The sequence below is a fragment of the Pseudonocardia sp. D17 genome, assembly GCF_036984265.1.
Classification (GTDB): domain Bacteria; phylum Actinomycetota; class Actinomycetes; order Mycobacteriales; family Pseudonocardiaceae; genus Pseudonocardia; species Pseudonocardia benzenivorans.
Genome location: NZ_BPRG01000020.1, coordinates 33,456 through 53,992, shown reverse-complemented (window position 1 = coordinate 53,992; position 20,537 = coordinate 33,456). Strand labels below are relative to the sequence as shown.

Below are 20,537 nucleotides of genomic sequence, written 5' to 3'. Positions count from 1 at the left end.
CTGGCCACCAGTGGGGAGAACTACTGGCCGCCAGCGGGGATTTCAAGCTGGCCGTTGACAGTCGCGGCGAACCTTGCCGGACTGGGTCGCCGCGACCTGGCCGGGGAGTCCGGGACTCCAGCCGCTCCGGGCCATGCTGCCCGCTGACACCGCATCCCACGACGCCGAGCCCGGAAACGACGATTGCAGCACCACCCCCCGGACCGGCGCGGTTCATGCCGCGATCCCGGCAGCTCGACTCGGCATCGAGCGACGCAACCGCCTGCGCCGCCACGGACGGCATGTCCGCGCTGCGCCTGCGCGCGGCCTCCCGCGCCTCCCGCCTCAACTGCTCGACCCGGTCATCCGGCCCACCGATCTTGCGGGAGGCTGTCACGGGGATGTACGCGATGGACTCGCGGGCCCAACGCAGCGCGGAAGGCTCAGCAAGTGCCGGGGTCGACTTCGCGACCCCACACCCCTTCCCGATCAGACGATCACGCATCTAGCCACGTTGCTTCGACCTTCCGGACGACGCTGTGCGGACGGTAGGGCTAGACTCGGAGGCGCCGAGAGCATTCTGCACGTGGCGATCTGGCCCACGTCGCCCTCGGTGAACTCTGACACCGGGCGCGAGATCGCCCGGGAACGGGAGCCCGACGTGTCGTCGGCAACCACTTCACTCGATCACCACTCCACCCCGCGGCCTCGCACCTCCGAACCGCCTCGATTCGAGCTAAAGGACCCCACCCCGACTCCCACCGGCCAGGTGGACGGCGCGTGGTGGCCGCGATCGCACCACCTCGCTCGCGAGCTTCCGAGCCTGATCCCGACGCTTGTCGACCGGTTCGGCCCAGTCGAACGAGTCGGCTACCACCTGGGCGATTGGGACGAGACACCTCGGCGGATCGCCGTGGACGGTGTCGCGGTGGCGACAGGCGGCTACCACCACCAGCGGACCTGCACCATCGACATCCTCACGCGGAAGCACCGCCTCACACTGCTCGTGGTGCCGGTCGACGAGGCTCCCGAGCATGCCCGTGCAGCGATGGCTGCCGCGGCACGACCCGGCAACACGGACACGGTCGCGGACCTGCTGTCCACGACCGCCTCCTGAGCGCAGCTCACAATCCTGTCTGCCGCAGCGACACCCGGACGAAGAGGCACCATGAGCACCATTAGCGACATCCGCACCCCTTATGAACAGCGAGTCGACCTCGTCGCCGAGGTGGTGACGACGAACTCGCCGCTGCCGAAGGCCGCGGCGGACGAGCTCGCCGTGCTGATCCTGCATGCTCTGGACCACATCCCGGAGAAGGTGCGCTGATGGTGACGACCACCCGGAGATGGCCGTTCCGACAGCGACCCGGCCAGACGCCCGCCGACACCGGGGCACCTGCCGCCGCCCTCTCGCGCCGGCATCCCCTGCCCTGGCGGAACACCCCGGCAGGCGGCGAGAACCACGTCACCGACGCGCACGGGAGCGCCGTATACGACGGGCCCGATGCGGCCGAGATGTTCCGGCTGCTGGCTGCCGCGACCGGCCCGCGCGCGCCCGGGGCCGCCCCCGCCCCGGATCGATCCGAGCGGGCGACCGGCTCATGAGTGCCGGCGGGACTGCCGAGGAAAGCCTGCCCACCGTGGGAGACGGAGTGGTCGCACCCGAACCGCAGCGCCCGGCCGCCCGGCCGGTCGTGGTTCTGGGCCACGGACTCACCGTCAGCGCGAGCCAACGCGCACACGTGATCGACAAGATGAGCAACCTCCAACGGCACGACGACGCCGTCGACAGCTTCGAGGTCCACGTGTTCCGCGAGCGCAACCCGCGGCAGGCGAAGCTTCGCGATCGTGTCGAGATCAGCGGATTCGGTCCGGGCTTCACCCTCAGCGTGCAGGCCCGCGGCTCCGGATTCCATCCCGCGTTCGCCGCCGCGCTGGTGAAACTCGAGGCGCGCCTGCACCGCCACCGCGACCGGCGCCTGACCCGCGACCACAGCGGCGGCCACCAGAACCCGGTCGTGAACACCACTGCCTAGCGACGCGCACGCCAGCCCCGCACCGCACACCCCGTGAGGGGCAAACGGACAGGAGAGACCGTGTCGACGACGAGTGCCCGCCCGGACACCCTCGAGCTGCTGAGCGCCGACGTGCAGGGCCCGAGCCACGACCCCGCGGTGGCCGAACACTGCGTCGAGCAGTACGTCGGCGCGGTGGTACACGCCCTCGGGCAGCGTGGCGTGTTGGCCTGTCCGCCCCAGCGCACCGGTGAGGCAGGCGGCCTGACCCGGTCCGTCCTCATCGACTGCACGGCACTTCGCATCACCACCTGGGAGAACCGCGGGCGACGAGACCCCCGGGCTTCCCTGGGGGCCGTGCTGCAGCCCGGACGCGCACGTCCCGTCTCCATCGTCTGGGACGAGCGCGTCGGCTGGTCCGCCGAGCTGGGCCGGGCTCCGACTGCGCGGTCGGTCCGCTACCCGCACCCGGACCCGTTCCCGGCCCCCGGGCAGATCGCGGAGTTCGTCAGCGATCTCGCGATGGCCGATGGCCACACCCCGTCGTCACCGTGATGAGCACGTCCCTCCCGGCCGACCACGACCCGGCCACGCCGATCCGGTCCTCCGCATCGCGGCGCACGCGCCGACGTGCCCGCAGCCGCTCCCGAGCGGCGACGCCGCCGCCGACCGCGAACGATGCGCCGATGGTCCCGCCCCGAGCGTCGGACGACTGGCAGGCGCGCTGGGAGGCCGACGGTGGCCGTGTCCTCTAGCGTGGCCGCGTTCTGCGGCCCGGACTCCCGGCGATCGTCGGAGGTGCGCGTCTGCGCCGGGCCGACGAGCGACGGACACCACGCCGGCCCGCATTGCCGCGGCGCGTAGTCGGCGAGGGTTCCGGGTAACCCCTCTCGTCGTAAAAGCCCGGACCGCTGTGCGGCCAGGGCTCTCCTCCTCCGCTTCGGACCCCGGCGGAACCACTCGGCGCATACCGCGACGGGTGATCGTCGACCGAAACGGAAACCGCATGACCCCAAGTTCCACCGCGTCCACGCCGGTCGTGGACGTCGACGCCGCATCGATGCCGACCACCGACCGGACGGATGAGCCGGTGGCCAAGCCCCTGCTCGCCGGCCGCCGGCCGGCTGGTCAGGCAGCGCTCGTCTACGGCTTCACCCTCCTCCCGATGCTCGCGCTGGTCGCGGCAGTACCGCTCGCGTGGGGCTGGGGGCTGTCCTGGCTGGACGTCGGCCTCGCCGTCGGCTTCTACTTCCTGTCCGGGCTGGGCGTGACCGCCGGGTTCCACCGTCTGTTCACCCACCGGTCCTTCAAGGCGCGCCGGGGTCTGCGCAGCGGGCTCGCCGTCGCCGGCAGCCTCGCGATGCAGGGCGACGTGATCACGTGGGTCGCCGATCATCGCCGCCATCACGCGTTCACCGACAAGGCCGGGGACCCGCACTCGCCGTGGCTGTACGGCACCACCTCGGCGGCGCTTGCCAAGGGCTTCTTCCACTCCCATCTCGGCTGGCTGTTCGCCCGTGACCGCACCAACGCCGAACGCTTCGCTCCCGACCTGCTCGCCGACCCCGACGTGGCCCGGATCAGCCGGTTGTTCCCGCTCTGGACCGTGATCAGCCTCTTGGCACCGGCCCTGATCGGCGGGTTCGCGACCCTGTCGTGGTGGGGTGCGCTGACCGCATTCTTCTGGGCCGGTCTGGTCCGGGTCGCGGTACTGCACCACGTGACCTGGTCGATCAACTCGATCTGTCACATGATCGGAGACCGCCCGTGGGACGCTCCCGGCCGGGCCACCAACGTGTGGCCGCTCGCGATCCTGTCCATGGGCGAGTCGTGGCACAACCTGCATCACGCCGACCCGACCTGTGCCCGGCACGGCATCGGCCGCGGCCAGGTCGACATGACGGCCCGGCTCATCCGGGTGTTCGAGCAGCTCGGCTGGGCGCGCAGCGTGCGCTGGCCCACCCCTCGCCGGATCGCGCGGCTCACGGCCCGCGGCTGAAGGCCGTCGGGACTCCGGCGCCGGGCGGTCCGGTCGCTCGACGTCCGCCCGTCACCGCGAATGCGGCGACCTCGGACCACGCAGAGGGGAACCGAGCAGATGTCCGACGACGCCGCCGAGGTCGTCCGCCCACAACGTCGTGGTGACGGGCCTCGACGAGGGACCCTTGGTCGTCCTCGCGCACGGCTTCGGCTGCGACCAGAACGTGTGGCGGTTCGTCCTCGACGACCTGGCCGCCCGGTGCGCGGTCGTGCTGTTCGACCACGTGGGCGCCGGCCGGTCGGACCTCTCGGACGTGCTCGGCCTCTGCCGTGCCCTCGACCGCGGTCCCGTGGTCCTCGTGGGGCAGTCCGTCAGCGCGTCGATCGGCGTGCTCGCCGCGGTCCGGGCCCGGAGCTGTTCGCCGGTGTGGTCCTCCTGACCCCCTCGCCCCGCTACATCGACTACCGCGGCGGGTTCAGCGCCGCCGACGTCCACGAGCTGCTCGAGTCGCTCGACAGCAAGTATCTCGGCTGGTCGGGCGCCATGGCCCCGGTCATCATGGGCGCGCCCGACCGGCCCGAGCTCACCCAGGAGCTCACCGCCAGCTTCTGCCGGACCGATCCACTGGTGGCAAGGGTGGTCGCCCGTGCGACGTTCCCGGCCGACAACCGGGCGGAACCTCGCGAAGGTGAGCGTGCCGACGTTGGTGATCCAGAGCGCGCGGGACGTGATCGCGCCGCCTGCGATGGGCAAGTACGTCCACCGGCACATCGCGGGCAGTGCCATGGTGACCGTCGACGCCACCGGCCACTGCCCGCACATGAGCGCCCCGGCGGCCACGGCTGGTCGACGTTCTGCGCCGCGTCGCCCTCGCGGTCCCGGGAATCCCGGCGTCCGACATCGACGGCGTGTCCGCTGCACTGGCCTCCTTCACCGACGAGGACGCCCGGCACGCGTTCGTGCAGACCGTCCGCAGCACCGTGAGCTGGTCCGGCCAACGACTCGACGGCACCAACCGGCTCTACCTCCTCGCCGACGTCCCCGTGCTGTTCATCGGTGGCGCCGCGGACTCCGTCATCCCGTTCTCCCACACGCTCGCTGCGCACGACGGTTGCCGGGCAGCCGGCTGGAGGTCTTCGACGACACGGGGCACTTCCCCCACTCCGAACACCCCGTGCGGTTCGCCGCCATCGTGCTCGATTTCATCCGGACCAGCCCCCCGACGCACACCGACGGCGAATCCCTCCGCCGCCATCTGCGCCGGCCCGCCGACGGCACCATCGGCGACGCCGATCTGTCGAGCGCGTGACAGCGGCGCGCAACCCTGGCGACGCGACCGCTCCGGCGGCGCTGCCGCCCGACCACGACCGCCCGGCCCGGCCCCGCCCCGATCCGGTCCGTCGGATCCACGCGGTCGCGATGTGGGCGCGTCCGGGCGGTTGCGGAGGCGCGCGGGCGGGTACGTTCGCCAGCAAGTCGGTGTCAGGCCTGGTTCCCGCCGCACCCACTCCGCGTCGAGGTGGGAGGCCAGTGAGCCGTACCGGATCAGCTCGTCGGAGCACGCGGTGCCGCGGTGGCTGAACGCGGCGAAGTCACCAAGCAGATCGCGGCGCTCATCGCCGAGGACCTGGACGAGGAGGCGCTCGCGCGCAAGGTGTGTCAGGCGTGCGTCGAGGAACTCGACGTCGACGGCGCGGCGATCTCGGTCCTGCCCGCCAACCCGTCACGACGCACGCTGTGGGCCAGCGACGCCACCGCCCTCGCCCTCGAGGACCTCCAGTTCACCCTCAACGAGGGCGTCTGTGTCGAGGCCGCGACGAGCGGGAAGCCCGTACTCGTGTCGGACCTGGCGAGGACCAGCGAGCACTCGCGGTGGCCGGTGTTCGCCGCGGAGGTGGCCGAGCGGACGCCGGTGAAGGCCCTGTACGCCCTCCCCCTGCACTGGGGGGCGTTGACGATCGGTGTGCTGGACCTCTACCGGCTCCGGGCGGGTGAGTTCACCGCGGTGCAGTGGCAGGACCTGATCGGAGTCGCGGAAGTCGCCGCGCTGCTGCTGCTCCGGCTACGGACCCGGCCTGGACCGCCTCGCTCGGACACGGGGGTCGGGGACGACGAGGCCCGCCACGGCGGACGCTGCGGTACAGCCGGTGTCGACAGCGACGGTCGTGGGAACCCCGCACTTCACGGGGACGGCCACCAAGACGACAGTGGCGTCCGGGACGCGGCGCTGAGCGATGCCCTGTTCGGGCGGCCCGAGATCCACCAGGCCGTCGGCATGGTGCTGGTACAGCTGGGTATCGGCCCGGAGGACGCGCTGGCCAGGATGCGGGCGTGGGCGTTCTTCGAACAACGGATGCTCATCGACGTCGCCCGGGACGTGGTCGAGCGGCGATTGGTATTCACCGAGGAGATGAGGTAGTACCGATGCACTCAGAGGCCGAGGTACCGGCGGTGCGCCCCGCCGACAGGGACGGGCGGGAGCGGCAGATCTCGCGGGCGTTCGTGCAGCTCGCGGACACCCTGGTCGACGACTACGACATGATCGACATGCTCGACCGGCTCGTCGCACACAGCGTGCTGCTCCTCGCCGCCGACGCCGCGGCGATCATGCTCGTCGACGCGAACGGCGGGCTGCGCACGGTCGCGGCGTCGAGCGAGGACGCCGAGCTGATGGAGCTGCTGCAGCTCCAGGCCGGAGAGGGGCCGTGCGTCGAGTGTGTGCGGACGTCGGCCCCGGTCGCGGTGGTCGACCTGTCCGACACCGACCGGTGGCCCCGCTTCGTGGCCGCGGTGGCCGCCCGGACCGAGTTCCGGTCCGTGCACGCGCTGCCGTTGCGGCTGCGGGGACAGGCGATCGGGGCGATGAACCTCCTGCATAGCGTCCCGGGCCCGCTGCCCGAGGACGACCTGGCACTGGGGCAGGCCCTGGCCGACGTGGCCACGATCGGCATCCTCGCCGAGCGCACGGTCCGCCGCACCGAGGTCGTCGCCGAGCAGCTGCAGACGGCGCTGAACAGCCGGGTCATCATCGAGCAGGCCAAGGGTGTCATCGCCCAGTACGGGGGCGTCCCGATGGACCAGGCCTTCGAGCGGCTCCGCGGCTACTCCCGTCGTCACAACCTGCGGCTGGCCGAAGTCGCGCGCAACGTCGTGAACGGGAGGCTCGACCCCCGGACCGTGATCACGGAGGCAGGCGCCCGGCGGCGCTGACCGCACCACCGGATTCGACAGCACCGACGCCGTCCGGTACCGACCCGGGCTGATCCATGGGGCTTGTCGCCACCCATCGCCAGCGGATCGCCGTCTTGTGCGCGCCGCTGAGGACGTAGTGGATCTTCCGGATCGTCGCGTTGCCCAGCGGCCGGCACCTGTGCGGCCGGCAACGGTCATCGCAGTCGTGCGGACGCGGGGCCCGATGATCTGTCCCACGATTCGTCGTGCAGTGCTCCCGGCACCGTCTGAGCTCTGCGTAGAGGGAGTCCAGGACGTCGGCGTCGACGCTCCCGACCTTCCGGTCACCAATTAACGGCCGGACGTGCTTGTCGACATACTCGCGATACCCGGTGGCGGTCCGCCTGCCGCCCTGGTGCTGGTCCAGGTAGCGGTCGAGCAGCTGGTCGACGGTGGCCGTCGTGCGCGGACTGCGGCGCTGCTTGACCTCGGCCACGAAGCGGAGCCGGATCTCCCCGGCCCGGTCCCACGCCTTCGGGCCCGGCGAGACCGCCTCGACGAGGTCGTGTCGGCGCTTCGTGATCGGGTCGACGCCCGCGTAGACGCGCACGCGCAGAGCACCGCCCGGCAGCTCATCGATGCTCCCCTGCTGACGCTTCCGCGGATTGACCGCCTTCGCCATGGGGCGGGAAGCTACGGCGTTCGTGTCACACTTTGCGTCACGTCACCGGAATCCGCCTGGAAGGCCTAAGCGTTTTCGCAGGTCAGCGGTGGTGGAGACGAGGGGAATCGAACCCCTAACCCCCGCCTTGCAAAGGCGGTGCTCTGCCAATTGAGCTACGTCCCCGGACGGGCAGGGACGACGGTACCCCGCTCCGAGCAGGCCGGTCAGTTCGTGGTGGCCTCATGCCAGAGGTCGTCCTCGTTGCGGCCGCGCAGCTTGGTGACGACCAGCAGCGCCGCGCCGGCGACGACAACAAGTGCGATGAGCTTCTTCAACGAGATCACGTCCTCGACAGGAGATGTGTGACCAGGAACCGTGGGAGTGGGCCTAGCTGGATTTGAACCAGCGACCTCGTCGTTATCAGCGACGCGCTCTAACCAACTGAGCTATAGGCCCCTGCGGCGGTGACACGACCCTACATCAGCCCCACCACCACCCTCGCACCGGCCCGGCCTCACCCTTGCCGGCCCGGTGCGACGGACGTCGTCGCAGGTCAGTCGCGCTCCGAGAGCGTGACCTCGACGCCGCCGACGAGGTCGGCGGACACGTTGTAGACGAAGGCCCCGATCGTCATCGCGACGGCGAACAGCAGGCTGTTGATCGCCCCGACGACAGCGGCCAGCCCGAACACCCGGCCGGCACTGATGAGGGCGCTGCCACCGGACGCGGACTCGCCGGACACGAGGTCGTTGTAGGTCCCGTTGAGCCGGTCCCAGACGCCCATGCCGTCGAGGACGCCGTAGAGCACGCCGATCGCGACCATCCAGATGAAGAAGATGACCACGGCGAGTACGAGCGCCAGCTTGAGCACCGACCAGGGATCGAGCCGCTTGAGCTGCAGCGCGGCCTGGCGCGGGCGCCGGGGCCGAGCGGTGACGGCGGCAGCGGCCCCGGTCTGGGGTGCGCCGTCGGCGGTGCGGTCGTCACCGGCCGGGTCGAGGTAGGTCGTCGGGCCGTCGAACAGACCGCCCACCGGCCGGTCCTGCGCGGCGGTGGTGCGCGCGACGGGCGGCTCCGCCCCCGGCATCCGCTGCCAGGGCGGCGGGGTCTCGGCGAGCGGCCCGGGTGCGGGCACCGGTTCGCCGGCGGGGCGGGTCTCCCCGGCGGGCCGGGGCGTCGGGACCGGCCGCGCCGCCGCCTCCGCAGGCCGCGCGGCCCCGTTGCCTGCCGATGCGGAGCCGCCGACCGGGGTGGGCGACGGCCGGGGGGACGGCTTGTCGACCGCGACCGTCTCCGGCGGGGCGTCGGCACCGGCGACCGCACCGTTCACGGCTCCGGCGGCAGGCGGGGTTCCGTTGGCAGCACCGCCGGCCACCGGCCCCGTGGCGGGGACGGTCGCGGCCGCCGCGTCGCCCGGGACCGCCGACGGCGTCGCGTCGGCAGGACTCCCGTTCCCGCCCGGACTCCCCTTCTCGCCGGGGTCACCGCTCGCCGCGGGGCCACCGCTCTCAGCGGCGGCCCCGTTGGAGGCGGGGAGCCCGTTCGGGTCGGCCGGGCCCGGTGCGGCTCCGTCGCCGTTGGTCCCCGGGGCCCCGGCGGGCGTCCCGCCGGTGGCGACCCGACCGCTGTCGTCGGCCTGCTTGCTGTTCTCGCTCACGAGGTGACGCTCTCCTCGGTGCTCGGCTGAGTGCTCGGCGCGCAGGTCCCCGGGGGGATCAGCTCGACGAACCGTTCAGCTCGGAGTCGTCGGCATCGTCCTCGGCGTTGCGCGCGACGGCCTGCAGAGTGGCGTTGTCGCCAAGGTTCATGAGCCGAACCCCCTTCGTCTGCCGGCCGGCCTTGCGCACTTCGCGGGCCGATGTCCGGATCACCCCTCCGGTCGAGGTGATCGCGTACAGCTCGTCGTCGATGCCGACGATGAGTGCGCCGACCAGCGTGCCACGACGACGGTCGTACTGAAGGGTCAGCACGCCCTTTCCGCCACGACCCTGCACCGGGTAGTCCTCGATCGGGGTCCGCTTGGCGTAGCCGCCCGCGGTGGCGACCAGGACGAACTTGTCGTCCTGCACCACGCCGATCGACAGCAGCCGGTCGCCGTCGTTGAAGCGCATGCCCAGCACACCGGACGTCGCCCGGCCCATCGGCCGAAGCGCGGCGTCGTCGGCGGTGAACCGGATCGACTGGCCCTCGGCCGAGACGAGCAGCAGGTCGTCGTCGGCGGAGCAGAGCACGGCTCCGACGAGCTCGTCCTCGTCGCGCAGGTTGATGCCGATCAGACCACCGGAGCGGTTGGAGTCGAAGTCCTCCAGCCGGGACTTCTTGACCAGGCCGCTCCTGGTGGCCAGCACGAGGTACGGCGCCGCCTGGTAGTCCTTGATCTGCATGACCTGGGCGATGTGCTCGTCGGGCTGCAGTGCGAGGAGGTTCGCGACGTGCTGCCCGCGGGCGTTGCGGTTGGCCTCGGGGAGCTCGTAGGCCTTGAGCCGGTAGACGCGTCCCTTGTTGGTGAAGAACAGCATCCAGTCGTGCGTGGAGCACACGAAGAAGTGGGCGACGATGTCGTCCTGCTTCAACGTCGCGCCCTGCACGCCCTTGCCGCCGCGCTTCTGCGCCCGGTACAGATCGGTCTTGGTGCGCTTGGCGTAGCCGGTCTCGGTGATCGTGACGACGACGTCCTCGACGGCGATGAGGTCCTCGTTGGTGACGTCCCCGTCGTCGGCGACGAGCCGGCTGCGGCGCTCGTCGCCGTGCTTGTCGACGATCTCGGTCAGCTCGTCGCGCACGATCTGCCGCTGCCGCTCCGGGCGCGCCAGGATGTCCTGGTAGTCGGCGATCTCGCGCTCGATCTCCGCGAGCTCGTCGATGATCTTCTGCCGCTCCAGGGCCGCGAGCCGGCGGAGCTGCATGTCGAGGATGGCCTGGGCCTGGATGTCGTCGACGTCGAGCAGGTCGATCAGGCCCTGCCGGGCGACGTCGACCGTCTCGGAGGCCCGGATCAGCGCGATGACCTCGTCGAGCGCGTCGAGCGCCTTGACCAGACCGCGCAGGATGTGGGCCCGCTCCTCGGCCTTGCGCAGCCGGTAGCGGGTGCGCCGGACGATGACCTCGATCTGGTGGCGGATGTAGTTGCGCACCACCTGGTCGAGCCGCAGCGTGCGCGGCACGCCGTCGACGATCGCCAGCATGTTCACGCCGAAGCTGGTCTGCAGCTGCGTGTGCTTGTAGAGGTTGTTGAGGACGACCTTGGCCACCGCGTCGCGCTTGAGCGTGAACACGATGCGCATGCCGATGCGGTCGGACGACTCGTCGTTGATCTCGGCGATGCCCGTGAGCTTGCCGTCGCGGACCATCGACGCGATCGACTCGATGAGGTTGTCCGGGTTGACCTGGTAGGGCAGCTCCGTGACGACGAGGATGGTGCGCCCCTTGGCGTCCTCCTCGACCTCGACGACCGAGCGCATGCGGATCGAGCCGCGGCCCGTGCGGTAGGCGGACTCGATGCCGTCGCGGCCGACGATGAGGCCGGCCGTCGGGAAGTCGGGGCCCGGGATGCGGGCCATGAGGGCCTCGAGGAGCTCCTCGTCGGAGGCCTCGTGGTTCTCCAGCGCCCACACGACGCCCGCGCCGACCTCGCGCAGGTTGTGCGGCGGGATGTTCGTGGCCATGCCGACGGCGATGCCGACGCTGCCGTTGATCAGCAGGTTGGGCACCCGCGACGGCAGGACGACGGGCTCCTGCGTCTTGCCGTCGTAGTTGTCGAGGAAGTCGACGGTCTCTTCCTCGATGTCCTGCAGCATCGCCATGGCCAGCGGCGAGAGCCGGCACTCGGTGTAGCGCATGGCCGCGGCGGGATCGTTGCCGCGCGAGCCGAAGTTGCCCTGGCCGTCGATCAGCGGGTAGCGCATCGACCACGGCTGGGCGAGCCGGACGAGCGCGTCGTAGATCGCGGAGTCGCCGTGCGGGTGGTAGTTACCCATCACCTCGCCGACGACGCGGGCGCACTTGACGTAGGAGCGGTCGGGCCGGAACCCGTTCTCCCCCATCGAGTAAAGGACGCGGCGGTGGACGGGCTTCAGGCCGTCCTCGACGAGCGGCAGCGCGCGCCCGACGATGACGCTCATCGCGTAGTCGATGTAGGAGCGCTGCATCTCCTGCTGGATGTCGACCGGCTCGATCCGGTCGCCACCGCCCGCACCGCCGGTGGGCGGGACCGTGGGGTCCAAGGTGTCTGTCACGAGGTCCTCTTATCCATACGTGCGTCTGGAACGGATGTGTGGATCACACGTCCAGGAAGCGCACGTCCTTCGCGTTGCGGGTGATGAAGGAGCGGCGGGACTCGACGTCCTCGCCCATGAGGACCGAGAACAGCTCGTCGGCCGTGGCGGCGTCGTCCAGCGTGACACGCAGCAGGACCCGGTGCGCCGGGTCCATCGTCGTCTCCCAGAGCTCCTTGGCGTTCATCTCGCCGAGGCCCTTGTAGCGCTGGACGCCTTCCTCCTTGGGCAACTTCTTCCCGGCCTCGCGGCCCGCGGCGATCAGCCCGTCGCGCTCGGCGTCGGAGTACGCGAACTCCGGCTCGGCGCCCCGGCCGCCCCACTTGATCTTGTACAGCGGAGGCTGCGCGAGGAAGACGTGGCCGTGCTCCACGAGCGGGCGCATGAAGCGGAACAGCAGTGTGAGCAGCAGCGTGCGGATGTGCTGGCCGTCGACGTCGGCGTCGGCCATCAGCACGATCTTGTGGTAGCGCAGCTTGGCCAGGTCGAACTCGTCGTGGATTCCCGTGCCCAGGGCCGTGATGATCGACTGGACCTCGGTGTTCTTGAGGACGCGGTCGATCCGGGCCTTCTCGACGTTGATGATCTTGCCGCGGATGGGCAGGATGGCCTGGAACATCGAGTCACGGCCGGACTTGGCCGAGCCGCCCGCCGAGTCGCCCTCGACGATGTAGACCTCGGAGCGCGACGGGTCGGTCGAGCGGCAGTCGGCCAGCTTGCCGGGCAGGCCCCCGATGTCGCCGGCGCTCTTGCGGCGCACCAGCTCTCGCGCCTTGCGGGCCGCCATCCGCGCCTGCGCCGACTGCACCGCCTTGTTGACGATCGTGCGCGCCTCGGTGGGGTTGCGCTCGAACCAGTCGGCCAGCCACTCGTTGCTGACGCGCTGCACGAACGACTTGACCTCGGTGTTGCCCAGCTTCGTCTTGGTCTGGCCCTCGAACTGGGGCTCCTTGACCTTGACCGAGACGATCGCGGCCAGGCCCTCGCGGATGTCGTCGCCCGACAGCGCCGGGTCCTTCTCCTTGAGGAGCTTCTTGTCGCGCGCGTAGCGGTTGACCGTGCTGGTCAGCGCCGCGCGGAAGCCCTCCTCGTGAGTGCCGCCCTCGTGGGTGTTGATCGTGTTCGCGAACGTGTACACCGACTCCGTGTAGCCGGAGTTCCACTGCATCGCGACCTCGAGCGCGTGTCCGGGGGCCTCCCCGGAGAACGAGACGAGCTTCTTGTGGATCGGGTCCTTCGTCTTGTTCAGGTGCGCGACGAAGTCCTCCAGCCCGTTCGGGTAGTGGAAGGTGTACTCCTTGATCTTGGCGACGTACCCCTCGGCATCCGGCTCCTCGGCCTCACCGTTGTCGCCGTTGCGCTCGTCGCGCAGCACGATGGTCAACCCCTTGTTGAGGAAGGCCATCTCCTGCAGCCGGCGGCGGACCGTCTCCACGTTGTACGTGGTCGTCTCGAAGATGTCGGGGTCGGCCCAGAACGTGACGGTGGTGCCGGTGGCGCGGGTGGGGGCGCCCTTGACCAGCGGGCCGGGCACCGACCGCGTGTACTTCTGCGACCAGTGGAAGCCGTCGGTGTCGATGTCGACGTCGAGCCGGCTCGACAGCGCGTTGACCACCGAGACACCGACGCCGTGCAAGCCGCCGGACACCGCGTAGGAGTCGCTGTCGAACTTGCCGCCCGCGTGCAGCATCGTCAGCACCATCTCGACGGCGGGCTTCTTCTCCACCGGGTGCATGCCGACGGGGATGCCGCGCCCGTTGTCGACGACCGTGACGCCGCCGTCGGGGCGCAGGACGACCTCGACGCGGTCGGCGTAGCCGGCCATCGCCTCGTCGACGGCGTTGTCCACCACCTCCCAGATGAGGTGGTGTAGGCCGCGCTCACCGGTGGAGCCGATGTACATGCCGGGGCGCTTGCGGACGGCTTCCAGGCCTTCGAGGACGGTGATGGACGACGCGCTGTAGCCGTTCTTCTTCTCCGCTGCCACGGGCTGTAGGTCTCCTCGTACAAGGTCACGCCCCTCGCGTGCTCGGTGCACACGGGGTGACGGTCGAGCGGGCGGATTCGGGGTCCGCCCGAAGCACCACTCTTGATTCTACTGGTCTGCACCCACAGGAACGCGGCTAGGACACCCCTGAAAGCGCCAGAGAACGACGAACGCGTCACAAGTCGGGTCGCGACGGCGGAACCGGGGTCTCCGGGAGGCTCTCGGCGAGTCACGTCGCGCTGAACGGCACGAGAACGCGTCGAACGGTGGATCCCGCACCGTTCACCCTCTCAACGACGGCTGCCCGACGAGGATGCCCGGTTCCTCCCTACGCGGGCGGAACGGCCGGTCAGCCGTACGTGTCGCGCGGACCCCGGCCGCGAACGTGGCGTGGGCCGTGCCGCCAGCTCGGCCCCGACGGTCCGACGACGCGGATCCGGCGCACGACGTCGTTGCCGACCGCCACGGCGAGCCGGGCGAGCAGCTGGCGCTGCAGCGTCCGCAGCTGGGTGGCCCAGGCGGTCGACTCGGCCTGCAGCGTGAGCTCGCCGTCGCGCAACGACACCGGCGTGCAGTGGTCGGCGATGTCGGGCCCGACGAGCTGCGGCCAACGTCCGAGGACCGTCGCGTCGGTCAGCCGCGGCGACCAGCCGCGGTCCATCGAGACCCGTGCGACGAGCCGGCCGAACGGCTGCGGGTCGCGCTCGTCGGGTCCGGGGCCGGACCAGCGACGCCGGCTGCCGCGCCGGCCCGCGCCCCGGCGCCGCCGCGGGTCGTCCTTGCCGGCGCGCTCGGCCGCGCGCTGAGCCGAGGCCTCGCGCGCGGCGCGCAGCGCCTCGCGGGCGAGATCCGGGCCGCGCAGACCGTCCTCGGCTCCTGCGTCGCGACGAGCGGCACCGTCGCCGTCATCCCCAGGGCTGGGGACAGAGTGGCCGTCGTCACTCACGATCGGCGGTCCCTTCGCATCGACAGACGGCCGAATCCGACGACTGTCACCAGATCTCCGCGAGTTATCCACAGTATCCACAGCGTTGTCCACAGGTCCGGTGATCGGCGGTGTCCTCCGGCATCGACTGTTCCCGCGCAGGTCATGTCGCCGTCACCGGATGATCGACCGCGGGCGACCCTGCCGTGCGCACCGCCGTACCACCGCTCATCGTGATCCGCGCGCCCCCGAGCTCCGCCGGGACGTCCTCGGCGACCGCCGCGGTGACCAGCACCTGTTCCGCCTGCAGCGCAACGGCGGCGAGCGCACGCCGGCGCCGCGTGTCGAGCTCGGCGAACACGTCGTCGAGGATCAGGACGGGCTCGACGTCGTCGGCCTGCAGCAGCCGGTAGGACCCGAGCCGCAGCGCGAGCGCCAGCGCCCACGACTCGCCGTGGCTGGCATATCCCTTGGCCGGACCGTCGCCGAGCCGGATCTCCAGGTCGTCACGATGCGGGCCGACCAGGCACACCCCCCGGTCGACCTCCTGTCTGCGGACGCGACCGAGCGCCTCGAGCAGCAGCTCCTCGAGCGCCGCGGCGTCGGCCGGCAGTTCGCCCTCGAGGCTCGAGCGGTACTGCAGCGCAGCGGGATCCGAGCTCGGCGCGACGTCGGCGAACGCAGCCGTGGCCGGCGGGGCGAGCCCCGCGACGAGGTCCAGCCGGCCCGCGAGCAGCTCCGAGCCGTGCCGCGCCAGGTGCCCGTCCCAGACGTCGAGCGTGCGCAGATCGCCGCCCGCGCGGGCAGTCTTCAGCAGCGCCGAGCGCTGCCGCAGGACCCGCTCGTAGTCGGCCCGCACGCCGGCGTAGCGCGGATAGCGGGCGACGAGCAGGTCGTCGAGGAACCGGCGGCGCTCCCCCGGGTCACCCCGCACCAGTGCGAGGTCCTCGGGGGCGAACAGGACGGTGCGCAGGATGCCCAGCACGTCGCGCGTGCGCGGCACCGGCGAGCGGTTGACCCGCGCTCGGTTCGCCTTGCCCGCCGTGATCTCCAGCTCGACAGCCAGCTCGCGCCGCTGGTTGACGACGACGCCGCGCACCACCGCCCGGGACGCCCCGCGCCGGATCAGCGGGGCGTCGGTGGCGACGCGGTGCGAGCCCAGCGTCGCGATGTAGCCGACTGCCTCGACGAGGTTCGTCTTCCCCTCGCCGTTCGAGCCGACGAGGACCGTCACGCCCGGGTCGAGGTCGAGGTCGGCCTGCTCCCAGGAACGGAAGTCGGTGACCGCGAGACGGCGCAGGTGCACGGCGGCCGGACTCCTGTCGATCGCTGCGGCGGAACCTCTTCAGGCTAGCTGCGGGGTACGACGGTGCCGCGGCGCCGCCGTCGCGCAGGACGTCCTCGGGCGCCGTCGGCGGTCGGCGCCGGCCTCAGCCGGGCAGCCGCACCGGCATCAGCAGGTGCAGGTACCCGGGGTTCGCGGCGTCGTCCGCCACGACGGGACGCGCCAGCGCCGGCCGGTTCGGCGTGGTGAAGGAGAGCTGCACGCGCTCGGTGTGCAGCGCGCCGAGCGCGTCGAGCAGGTAGGACGGGTTGAACGCGATGGTCAGCGGCTCCCCTTGCAGCGCACAGGGAATCTCCTCCTCGGCGCTTCCGACGTCGTCGCCGCCCGCCGCCAGCCGCAGGCCGTCCTCGCCGAACTCGAGCCGGATCTGGGCGACCCGGTCGGCCACCAGCGCGACGCGCTTGATCGCCTCGACGAGCGTGGCCACCTCGATCTCGGCGTTCGTGGTGCTCTCGGCCGGGATCAGCTGGCGGAAGCGCGGGAACTCCGCGTCGAGCAGCCGAGTGGTCGCCCGCCGGCCGCTGCCGGTCATCCCGAGCATGCCGTCCCCGGCCGACAGCGCGATCTCCACGGTGCCGGAGCCGGAGAGCGCCTTGGCGACGTCGGCGAGCGTCCGGGCCGGGATCAGCACGGCGGTCGACGCCGAGGGGTCCTCCGGCTCCCAGTCGAGTTCGCGGACGGCGAGCCGGAAGCGGTCGGTCGCCGCGAGCGTGAGCCGCGAGCCCTCGATCTCCAGTCGCACGCCGGTGAGCATCGGCAGCGTGTCGTCGCGGCCGGCCGCGACGGCGACCTGCGCGACGGCCGAGGCCAACACATCGGCCGCGACCGAGCCCGCCCGCTGCGGCATCGCCGGCAGCTGCGGGTAGTCCTCGACCGGCATGGTCGGGAGGCTGAACCGGCTGTTGCCGCAGTTGATCGTCGCGCGGGACCCGTCCACCACCAGGTCGACCGGCTTCGACGGCAGCGCGCGGGTGATGTCGGCGAGCAGGCGGCCGGAGACGAGCACCTGGCCCGGGTCGCCGACCGTCGCGTCGAGCTCGACCCGGGCCGACGTCTCGTAGTCGAAGCCCGACACCGTGAGCGTCTCCGCGCCGGGGTCGCCGCCACCCTCGATCAGGACGCCGCCCAGGACCGGGACCGGCGGCCGCGCAGGCAGGCTGCGGGCCACCCAGGCCGCGGCATCGGCCAGGACGTCGCGTTCGACCCGGAACTTCATGACGTGAGGACCTTTCACCGACGGTCACGAGACTGCGACCGGATGGCGGGGCACCCGGGGACGTGCAGGCACCGACCGGACCTTCCGAGCTGTTCGCGGTCGGAGCAGAACCGAAGCGCGGACGAGAGCCGGGGACGACCAGGACGGTCGGACCACCGTAGAGCCTCATCGGCCCGGGTGTCACGCCGGGCCGTGCGTCCCCCGGTGGCGCTCCGTGGAGGCGACCGCGTCGCGGTTGTCCACCCACCTCTTCTCTTCGTGTTCTTCGAAGAAGAGAGATCCAGCAGTAGGAGTAGGGCCTGTGGATGGTGTGGATGGAGCGCGTCGTCGCAGGTCCGACGGCGCGGCGTCGTGGGGACGGCGTCCGGGGACGGCCGGTGAACGGATCCGGCCGGCCGTGGACAACCCCGGATCCGCCCCCGCTGTCCCGGATCCGTCCCCGCCCCGCGAGCGGGTTGTCCACGGATCCGACGGCAACGATCCACCGCCCCCCGGGCGTCAATCCACAGAGTTGTCCCCAGATGTGGGTGAAAAGCAGGCCATGCGCCGACGCAGCGCGACCGGTCGGCGCGGTCGCGGCGGGGGCGGGGAGTGGCGCGAAACCCACTCTTGTCCCGCGCGGCACACCACTGTCAACGGAGCGTGACGGCGGAGGATGCGGCCGCCACCCCTGCGCGATCTTCGCCTGCGCCGAACGTGACCTAGCTGACGCCGAACGGTTCATCGGCGAGCGACACGCATCGGCGGTCGGTACCACCGGAAGGTGTGACGTGCACCCGGTCGGCCCCTGGGCGGCGTCCCCACGGTCCACGTCCCCACGGTCCACGCGCCGGCTCGCCCCGCGCGCGCTCGTGCGTCCGCCGTCATGGAGGACGCGTCTCGTGACGGCGGCGCGCCAGGAGAAGAGGTGCGCCGCGCGAGTCCGGGGCGCATCCCGGTGCGGCACCACGGCTCCTCGACGGAGCTCCGTGCTCCGGACGCGGTCAGTGCCGGGCGCGCTGCTTGATACGGGCGGTGAGCTCCTGAACCTGTTCGAACGTCTTGCGCCGCAGCGAGATCTCGTTGCGGATCTTCTTGTCCGCGTGCATGACGGTCGTGTGGTCGCGGCCGCCGAAGGTCTGGCCGATGCGCGGCAAGGACAGATCGGTCAGCTCGCGACACAGGTACATCGCGATCTGCCGGGCCTGCGCGAGCGCCTTGGTCTTCCCGGGACCGCACAGCTCGTCCATCGTCACGTCGAAGAACTCGGCCGTGACGGCCATGATCGTCGGCGCGGTGATCTCCGACGCCGCGGAGTCGGGGATGAGGTCGCGCAACACGATCTCGGCGAGCTGGGTGTCGACGGGCTGCCGGTTGAGCGACGCGAACGCCGTCACCCGGATCAGCGCGCCCTCGAGCTCGCGGATGTTGCGCTCGATGCGGGCCGCGATGAACTCGAGGACGTCGCCGGGGACGGCGAGGCGGTCCTGCGCGGCCTTCTTGCGCAGAATGGCGATGCGCGTCTCCAGCTCCGGCGGCTGGATGTCGGTAATCAGGCCCCACTCGAACCGGGTGCGCATGCGGTCCTCGAGGGTCTCGAGGCGCTTCGGCGGCCGGTCGGAGGAGACGACGATCTGCTTGTTGGAGTTGTGGAGGGTGTTGAAGGTGTGGAAGAACTCCTCCTGGGTGCCTTCCTTGCCCTCCAAGAACTGCACGTCGTCCACCAGCAGCACGTCGACGTCGCGGTAGCGACGTTGGAACGCCACCTTCCGGTCGTCGCGCAGGCTGTTGATGAAGTCGTTGGTGAACTCCTCGGTGCTGACGTAGCGCACCCGCATGCCCGGGAAGAGCCGCTGTGCGTAGTGCCCGACGGCATGCAGCAGGTGCGTCTTGCCCAGTCCGGACTCGCCCCAGATGAACAAGGGGTTGTAGGCGCGGGCGGGTGCCTCCGCCACGGCGACCGCCGCGGCGTGGCTGAACCTGTTCGACGCCCCGATGACGAAGGTGTCGAAGGTGTACTTCTCGTTGAGCATCGAGCGCGAGCGCGCGGCAGGCGGGGCATCCGGCGCCGGCGCGGAATAGGTGGGCCAGCCGTCCTGGCCGGGGCGCGAGTCGGGCCCCGGAATCCCGGAGGCCGGCGGCGGAAGGAGATCCGCCTGGGCGGCAGCGGGTCCGGACCGGAACCGGCCGGCACTGTCGTCGATCGGCGCGGCCTCGCCCAGCGATCCGAGATCCGAGTGTGAGCCGTTGGCGGACAGCGGCTCCGCATCGCCGACCACGTCGACCGACGCGGCGAGGCCCGACGGGCCGGCGGACCGCTCGGCGGGAGCGACCCGCGCAGCGGCGCGGGGATCGGGCGGGTCGGGAACCTCGGTGCCCCCGGACGCGGCGGACGCGTCGACGACGACGGCGAGGTTGACCTGGACGCCGAGATGGCGACCGAGGGCGTCGCTGATCGGCTTGCGGAGGATTCGCTCGATCGCGTCCTTCGCGAACTCGCTCGGCGCGGCGAGCAGCGCGGTGCCGTCGAGGAGCCCGAGCGGTCGCGTCAGCCGGAGGAACGCCCGCTGCTGAGCGGAGAGCGGCGGCGTGTCCCCGTCGCCGGAGGACCCCGAGAGATCGCCGATGACCCGGTTCCAGACCGCTCCCAGATCCCCTGGTTGGTCGGTCACCGGTCCCCGCCCCCTCTGCAGTTCCTGCCCGTGCCGGCCTCTCCATGCATGGGCGCGACGGTCGTCGCCGGATGTCGCACTCCGGGACCCGTGGATCCCCGCAGTCGATCCCCAGAGTTATCCACACATGTGCGTAAGACGGTACGCAGGGGCCATCGGTGGGCGCCTGGCGGGCCCACGTCGGTGTGTCGGAGCGGGTGTTCCCGATCCCCCCGGATCGAACTGTGAAGGGGGAAAGTAACAATCTCCGGGCCGCCGCCACAAGGTGGCCGCGGGACCTACCCGGTCGGCCCGGCGTGTCGGCTTGCGCGCGTCCTCGCGACGGGCCG

General features: G+C 71.3%; 19 protein-coding genes, 2 tRNA genes and 1 pseudogene. 10 read left to right on the top strand and 12 right to left on the bottom strand.

Annotated elements, in window-relative coordinates; all coding sequences use genetic code 11:
- Positions 1–484 (bottom strand): hypothetical protein (locus PSD17_RS03135; protein WP_339121402.1); only part of this gene is annotated, 484 nt, incomplete at its 3' end.
- A gap of 81 nt (positions 485–565) precedes the next feature.
- Here PSD17_RS03135 and PSD17_RS03130 point away from each other — a divergent pair.
- From PSD17_RS03130 to PSD17_RS03090, 10 genes and pseudogenes are all read left to right on the top strand, one after another.
- On the top strand, positions 566–1,096 hold the full coding sequence (locus PSD17_RS03130) for a DUF5994 family protein (protein ID WP_339121400.1): 531 nt from the start codon (positions 566–568) through the stop codon (positions 1,094–1,096).
- A gap of 51 nt (positions 1,097–1,147) precedes the next feature.
- Entirely contained in the window at positions 1,148–1,306 is a 159-nt protein-coding gene (locus PSD17_RS03125) for a DUF6307 family protein (RefSeq protein ID WP_339121399.1), read from the top strand.
- Positions 1,272–2,015, top strand: a complete 744-nt coding sequence (locus PSD17_RS03120; protein ID WP_339121397.1) for an HPF/RaiA family ribosome-associated protein — start codon at positions 1,272–1,274, stop codon at positions 2,013–2,015. The genes PSD17_RS03125 and PSD17_RS03120 overlap by 35 nt, the downstream gene beginning before the upstream one ends.
- 60 nt (positions 2,016–2,075) lie before the next feature.
- Positions 2,076–2,549, top strand: coding sequence for a DUF6292 family protein (locus tag PSD17_RS03115; RefSeq protein WP_339121396.1), 474 nt, complete (start codon positions 2,076–2,078; stop codon positions 2,547–2,549).
- A 505-nt stretch (positions 2,550–3,054) separates the two neighbouring features.
- On the top strand, positions 3,055–3,993 hold the full coding sequence (locus PSD17_RS03110; RefSeq protein ID WP_339121408.1) for an acyl-CoA desaturase: 939 nt from the start codon (positions 3,055–3,057) through the stop codon (positions 3,991–3,993).
- Positions 3,994–4,135: 142 nt separating this feature from the next.
- Positions 4,136–4,414 (top strand): alpha/beta fold hydrolase, encoded by a 279-nt coding sequence (locus PSD17_RS03105; RefSeq protein WP_339121395.1) that lies wholly within the window; start codon positions 4,136–4,138, stop codon positions 4,412–4,414.
- Positions 4,415–4,621: 207 nt separating this feature from the next.
- Positions 4,622–4,780, top strand: a pseudogene (locus PSD17_RS35280) (alpha/beta fold hydrolase); the annotation flags it as partial.
- Positions 4,781–5,149: 369 nt separating this feature from the next.
- Complete coding sequence (locus PSD17_RS03100; protein WP_339121394.1) at positions 5,150–5,284, top strand: hypothetical protein; 135 nt, start codon at positions 5,150–5,152, stop codon at positions 5,282–5,284.
- 264 nt (positions 5,285–5,548) lie between these two features.
- Positions 5,549–6,394, top strand: a complete 846-nt coding sequence (locus PSD17_RS03095; protein WP_339121393.1) for a GAF and ANTAR domain-containing protein — start codon at positions 5,549–5,551, stop codon at positions 6,392–6,394.
- A 5-nt stretch (positions 6,395–6,399) separates the two neighbouring features.
- The gene (locus PSD17_RS03090; RefSeq protein WP_339121391.1) at positions 6,400–7,185 is read left to right on the top strand and encodes a GAF and ANTAR domain-containing protein; all 786 of its coding nucleotides are present in this window, start codon (positions 6,400–6,402) and stop codon (positions 7,183–7,185) included.
- On the opposite strand, the gene PSD17_RS03085 is transcribed toward PSD17_RS03090, so the two are convergent.
- The 11 genes from PSD17_RS03085 to dnaA all read right to left on the bottom strand — a co-directional run bounded on the left by PSD17_RS03085 (position 7,157) and on the right by dnaA (position 20,208).
- Positions 7,157–7,828: a hypothetical protein gene (locus PSD17_RS03085; protein WP_339121389.1), complete on the bottom strand. Its 672-nt coding sequence runs from the start codon at positions 7,826–7,828 to the stop codon at positions 7,157–7,159. The two genes, PSD17_RS03090 and PSD17_RS03085, sit on opposite strands and share 29 nt — an antisense overlap.
- Before the next feature lie 89 nt (positions 7,829–7,917).
- Positions 7,918–7,993, bottom strand: a tRNA-Ala gene (locus tag PSD17_RS03080).
- Between the two features lie 41 nt (positions 7,994–8,034).
- Complete coding sequence (locus PSD17_RS03075; RefSeq protein ID WP_013672235.1) at positions 8,035–8,154, bottom strand: DLW-39 family protein; 120 nt, start codon at positions 8,152–8,154, stop codon at positions 8,035–8,037.
- 38 nt (positions 8,155–8,192) lie between these two features.
- Positions 8,193–8,266, bottom strand: a tRNA-Ile gene (locus PSD17_RS03070).
- Between the two features lie 97 nt (positions 8,267–8,363).
- Positions 8,364–9,467 carry a DUF3566 domain-containing protein gene (locus PSD17_RS35275; protein WP_013672234.1) on the bottom strand — a complete coding sequence of 368 codons (1,104 nt, stop codon included), beginning with the start codon at positions 9,465–9,467 and terminating at the stop codon, positions 8,364–8,366.
- A 58-nt stretch (positions 9,468–9,525) separates the two neighbouring features.
- Entirely contained in the window at positions 9,526–12,033 is a 2,508-nt protein-coding gene (gyrA, locus tag PSD17_RS03060; protein ID WP_379653017.1) for a DNA gyrase subunit A, read from the bottom strand.
- Between the two features lie 55 nt (positions 12,034–12,088).
- Positions 12,089–14,071, bottom strand: a complete 1,983-nt coding sequence (gene gyrB / locus PSD17_RS03055) for a DNA topoisomerase (ATP-hydrolyzing) subunit B (protein WP_103383147.1) — start codon at positions 14,069–14,071, stop codon at positions 12,089–12,091.
- A gap of 349 nt (positions 14,072–14,420) precedes the next feature.
- A complete protein-coding gene (locus PSD17_RS03050) occupies positions 14,421–15,017 on the bottom strand; it encodes a DciA family protein (RefSeq protein WP_013672231.1) in 597 nt (198 codons plus the stop codon).
- A gap of 142 nt (positions 15,018–15,159) precedes the next feature.
- On the bottom strand, positions 15,160–16,302 hold the full coding sequence (gene recF, locus PSD17_RS03045) for a DNA replication/repair protein RecF (protein ID WP_339121385.1): 1,143 nt from the start codon (positions 16,300–16,302) through the stop codon (positions 15,160–15,162).
- A 124-nt stretch (positions 16,303–16,426) separates the two neighbouring features.
- Positions 16,427–17,557: a DNA polymerase III subunit beta gene (gene dnaN / locus PSD17_RS03040; protein WP_013672229.1), complete on the bottom strand. Its 1,131-nt coding sequence runs from the start codon at positions 17,555–17,557 to the stop codon at positions 16,427–16,429.
- 983 nt (positions 17,558–18,540) lie between these two features.
- Positions 18,541–20,208: a chromosomal replication initiator protein DnaA gene (gene dnaA / locus PSD17_RS03035; protein ID WP_013672228.1), complete on the bottom strand. Its 1,668-nt coding sequence runs from the start codon at positions 20,206–20,208 to the stop codon at positions 18,541–18,543.
- Between the last annotated feature and the right edge of the window lie 329 nt (positions 20,209–20,537).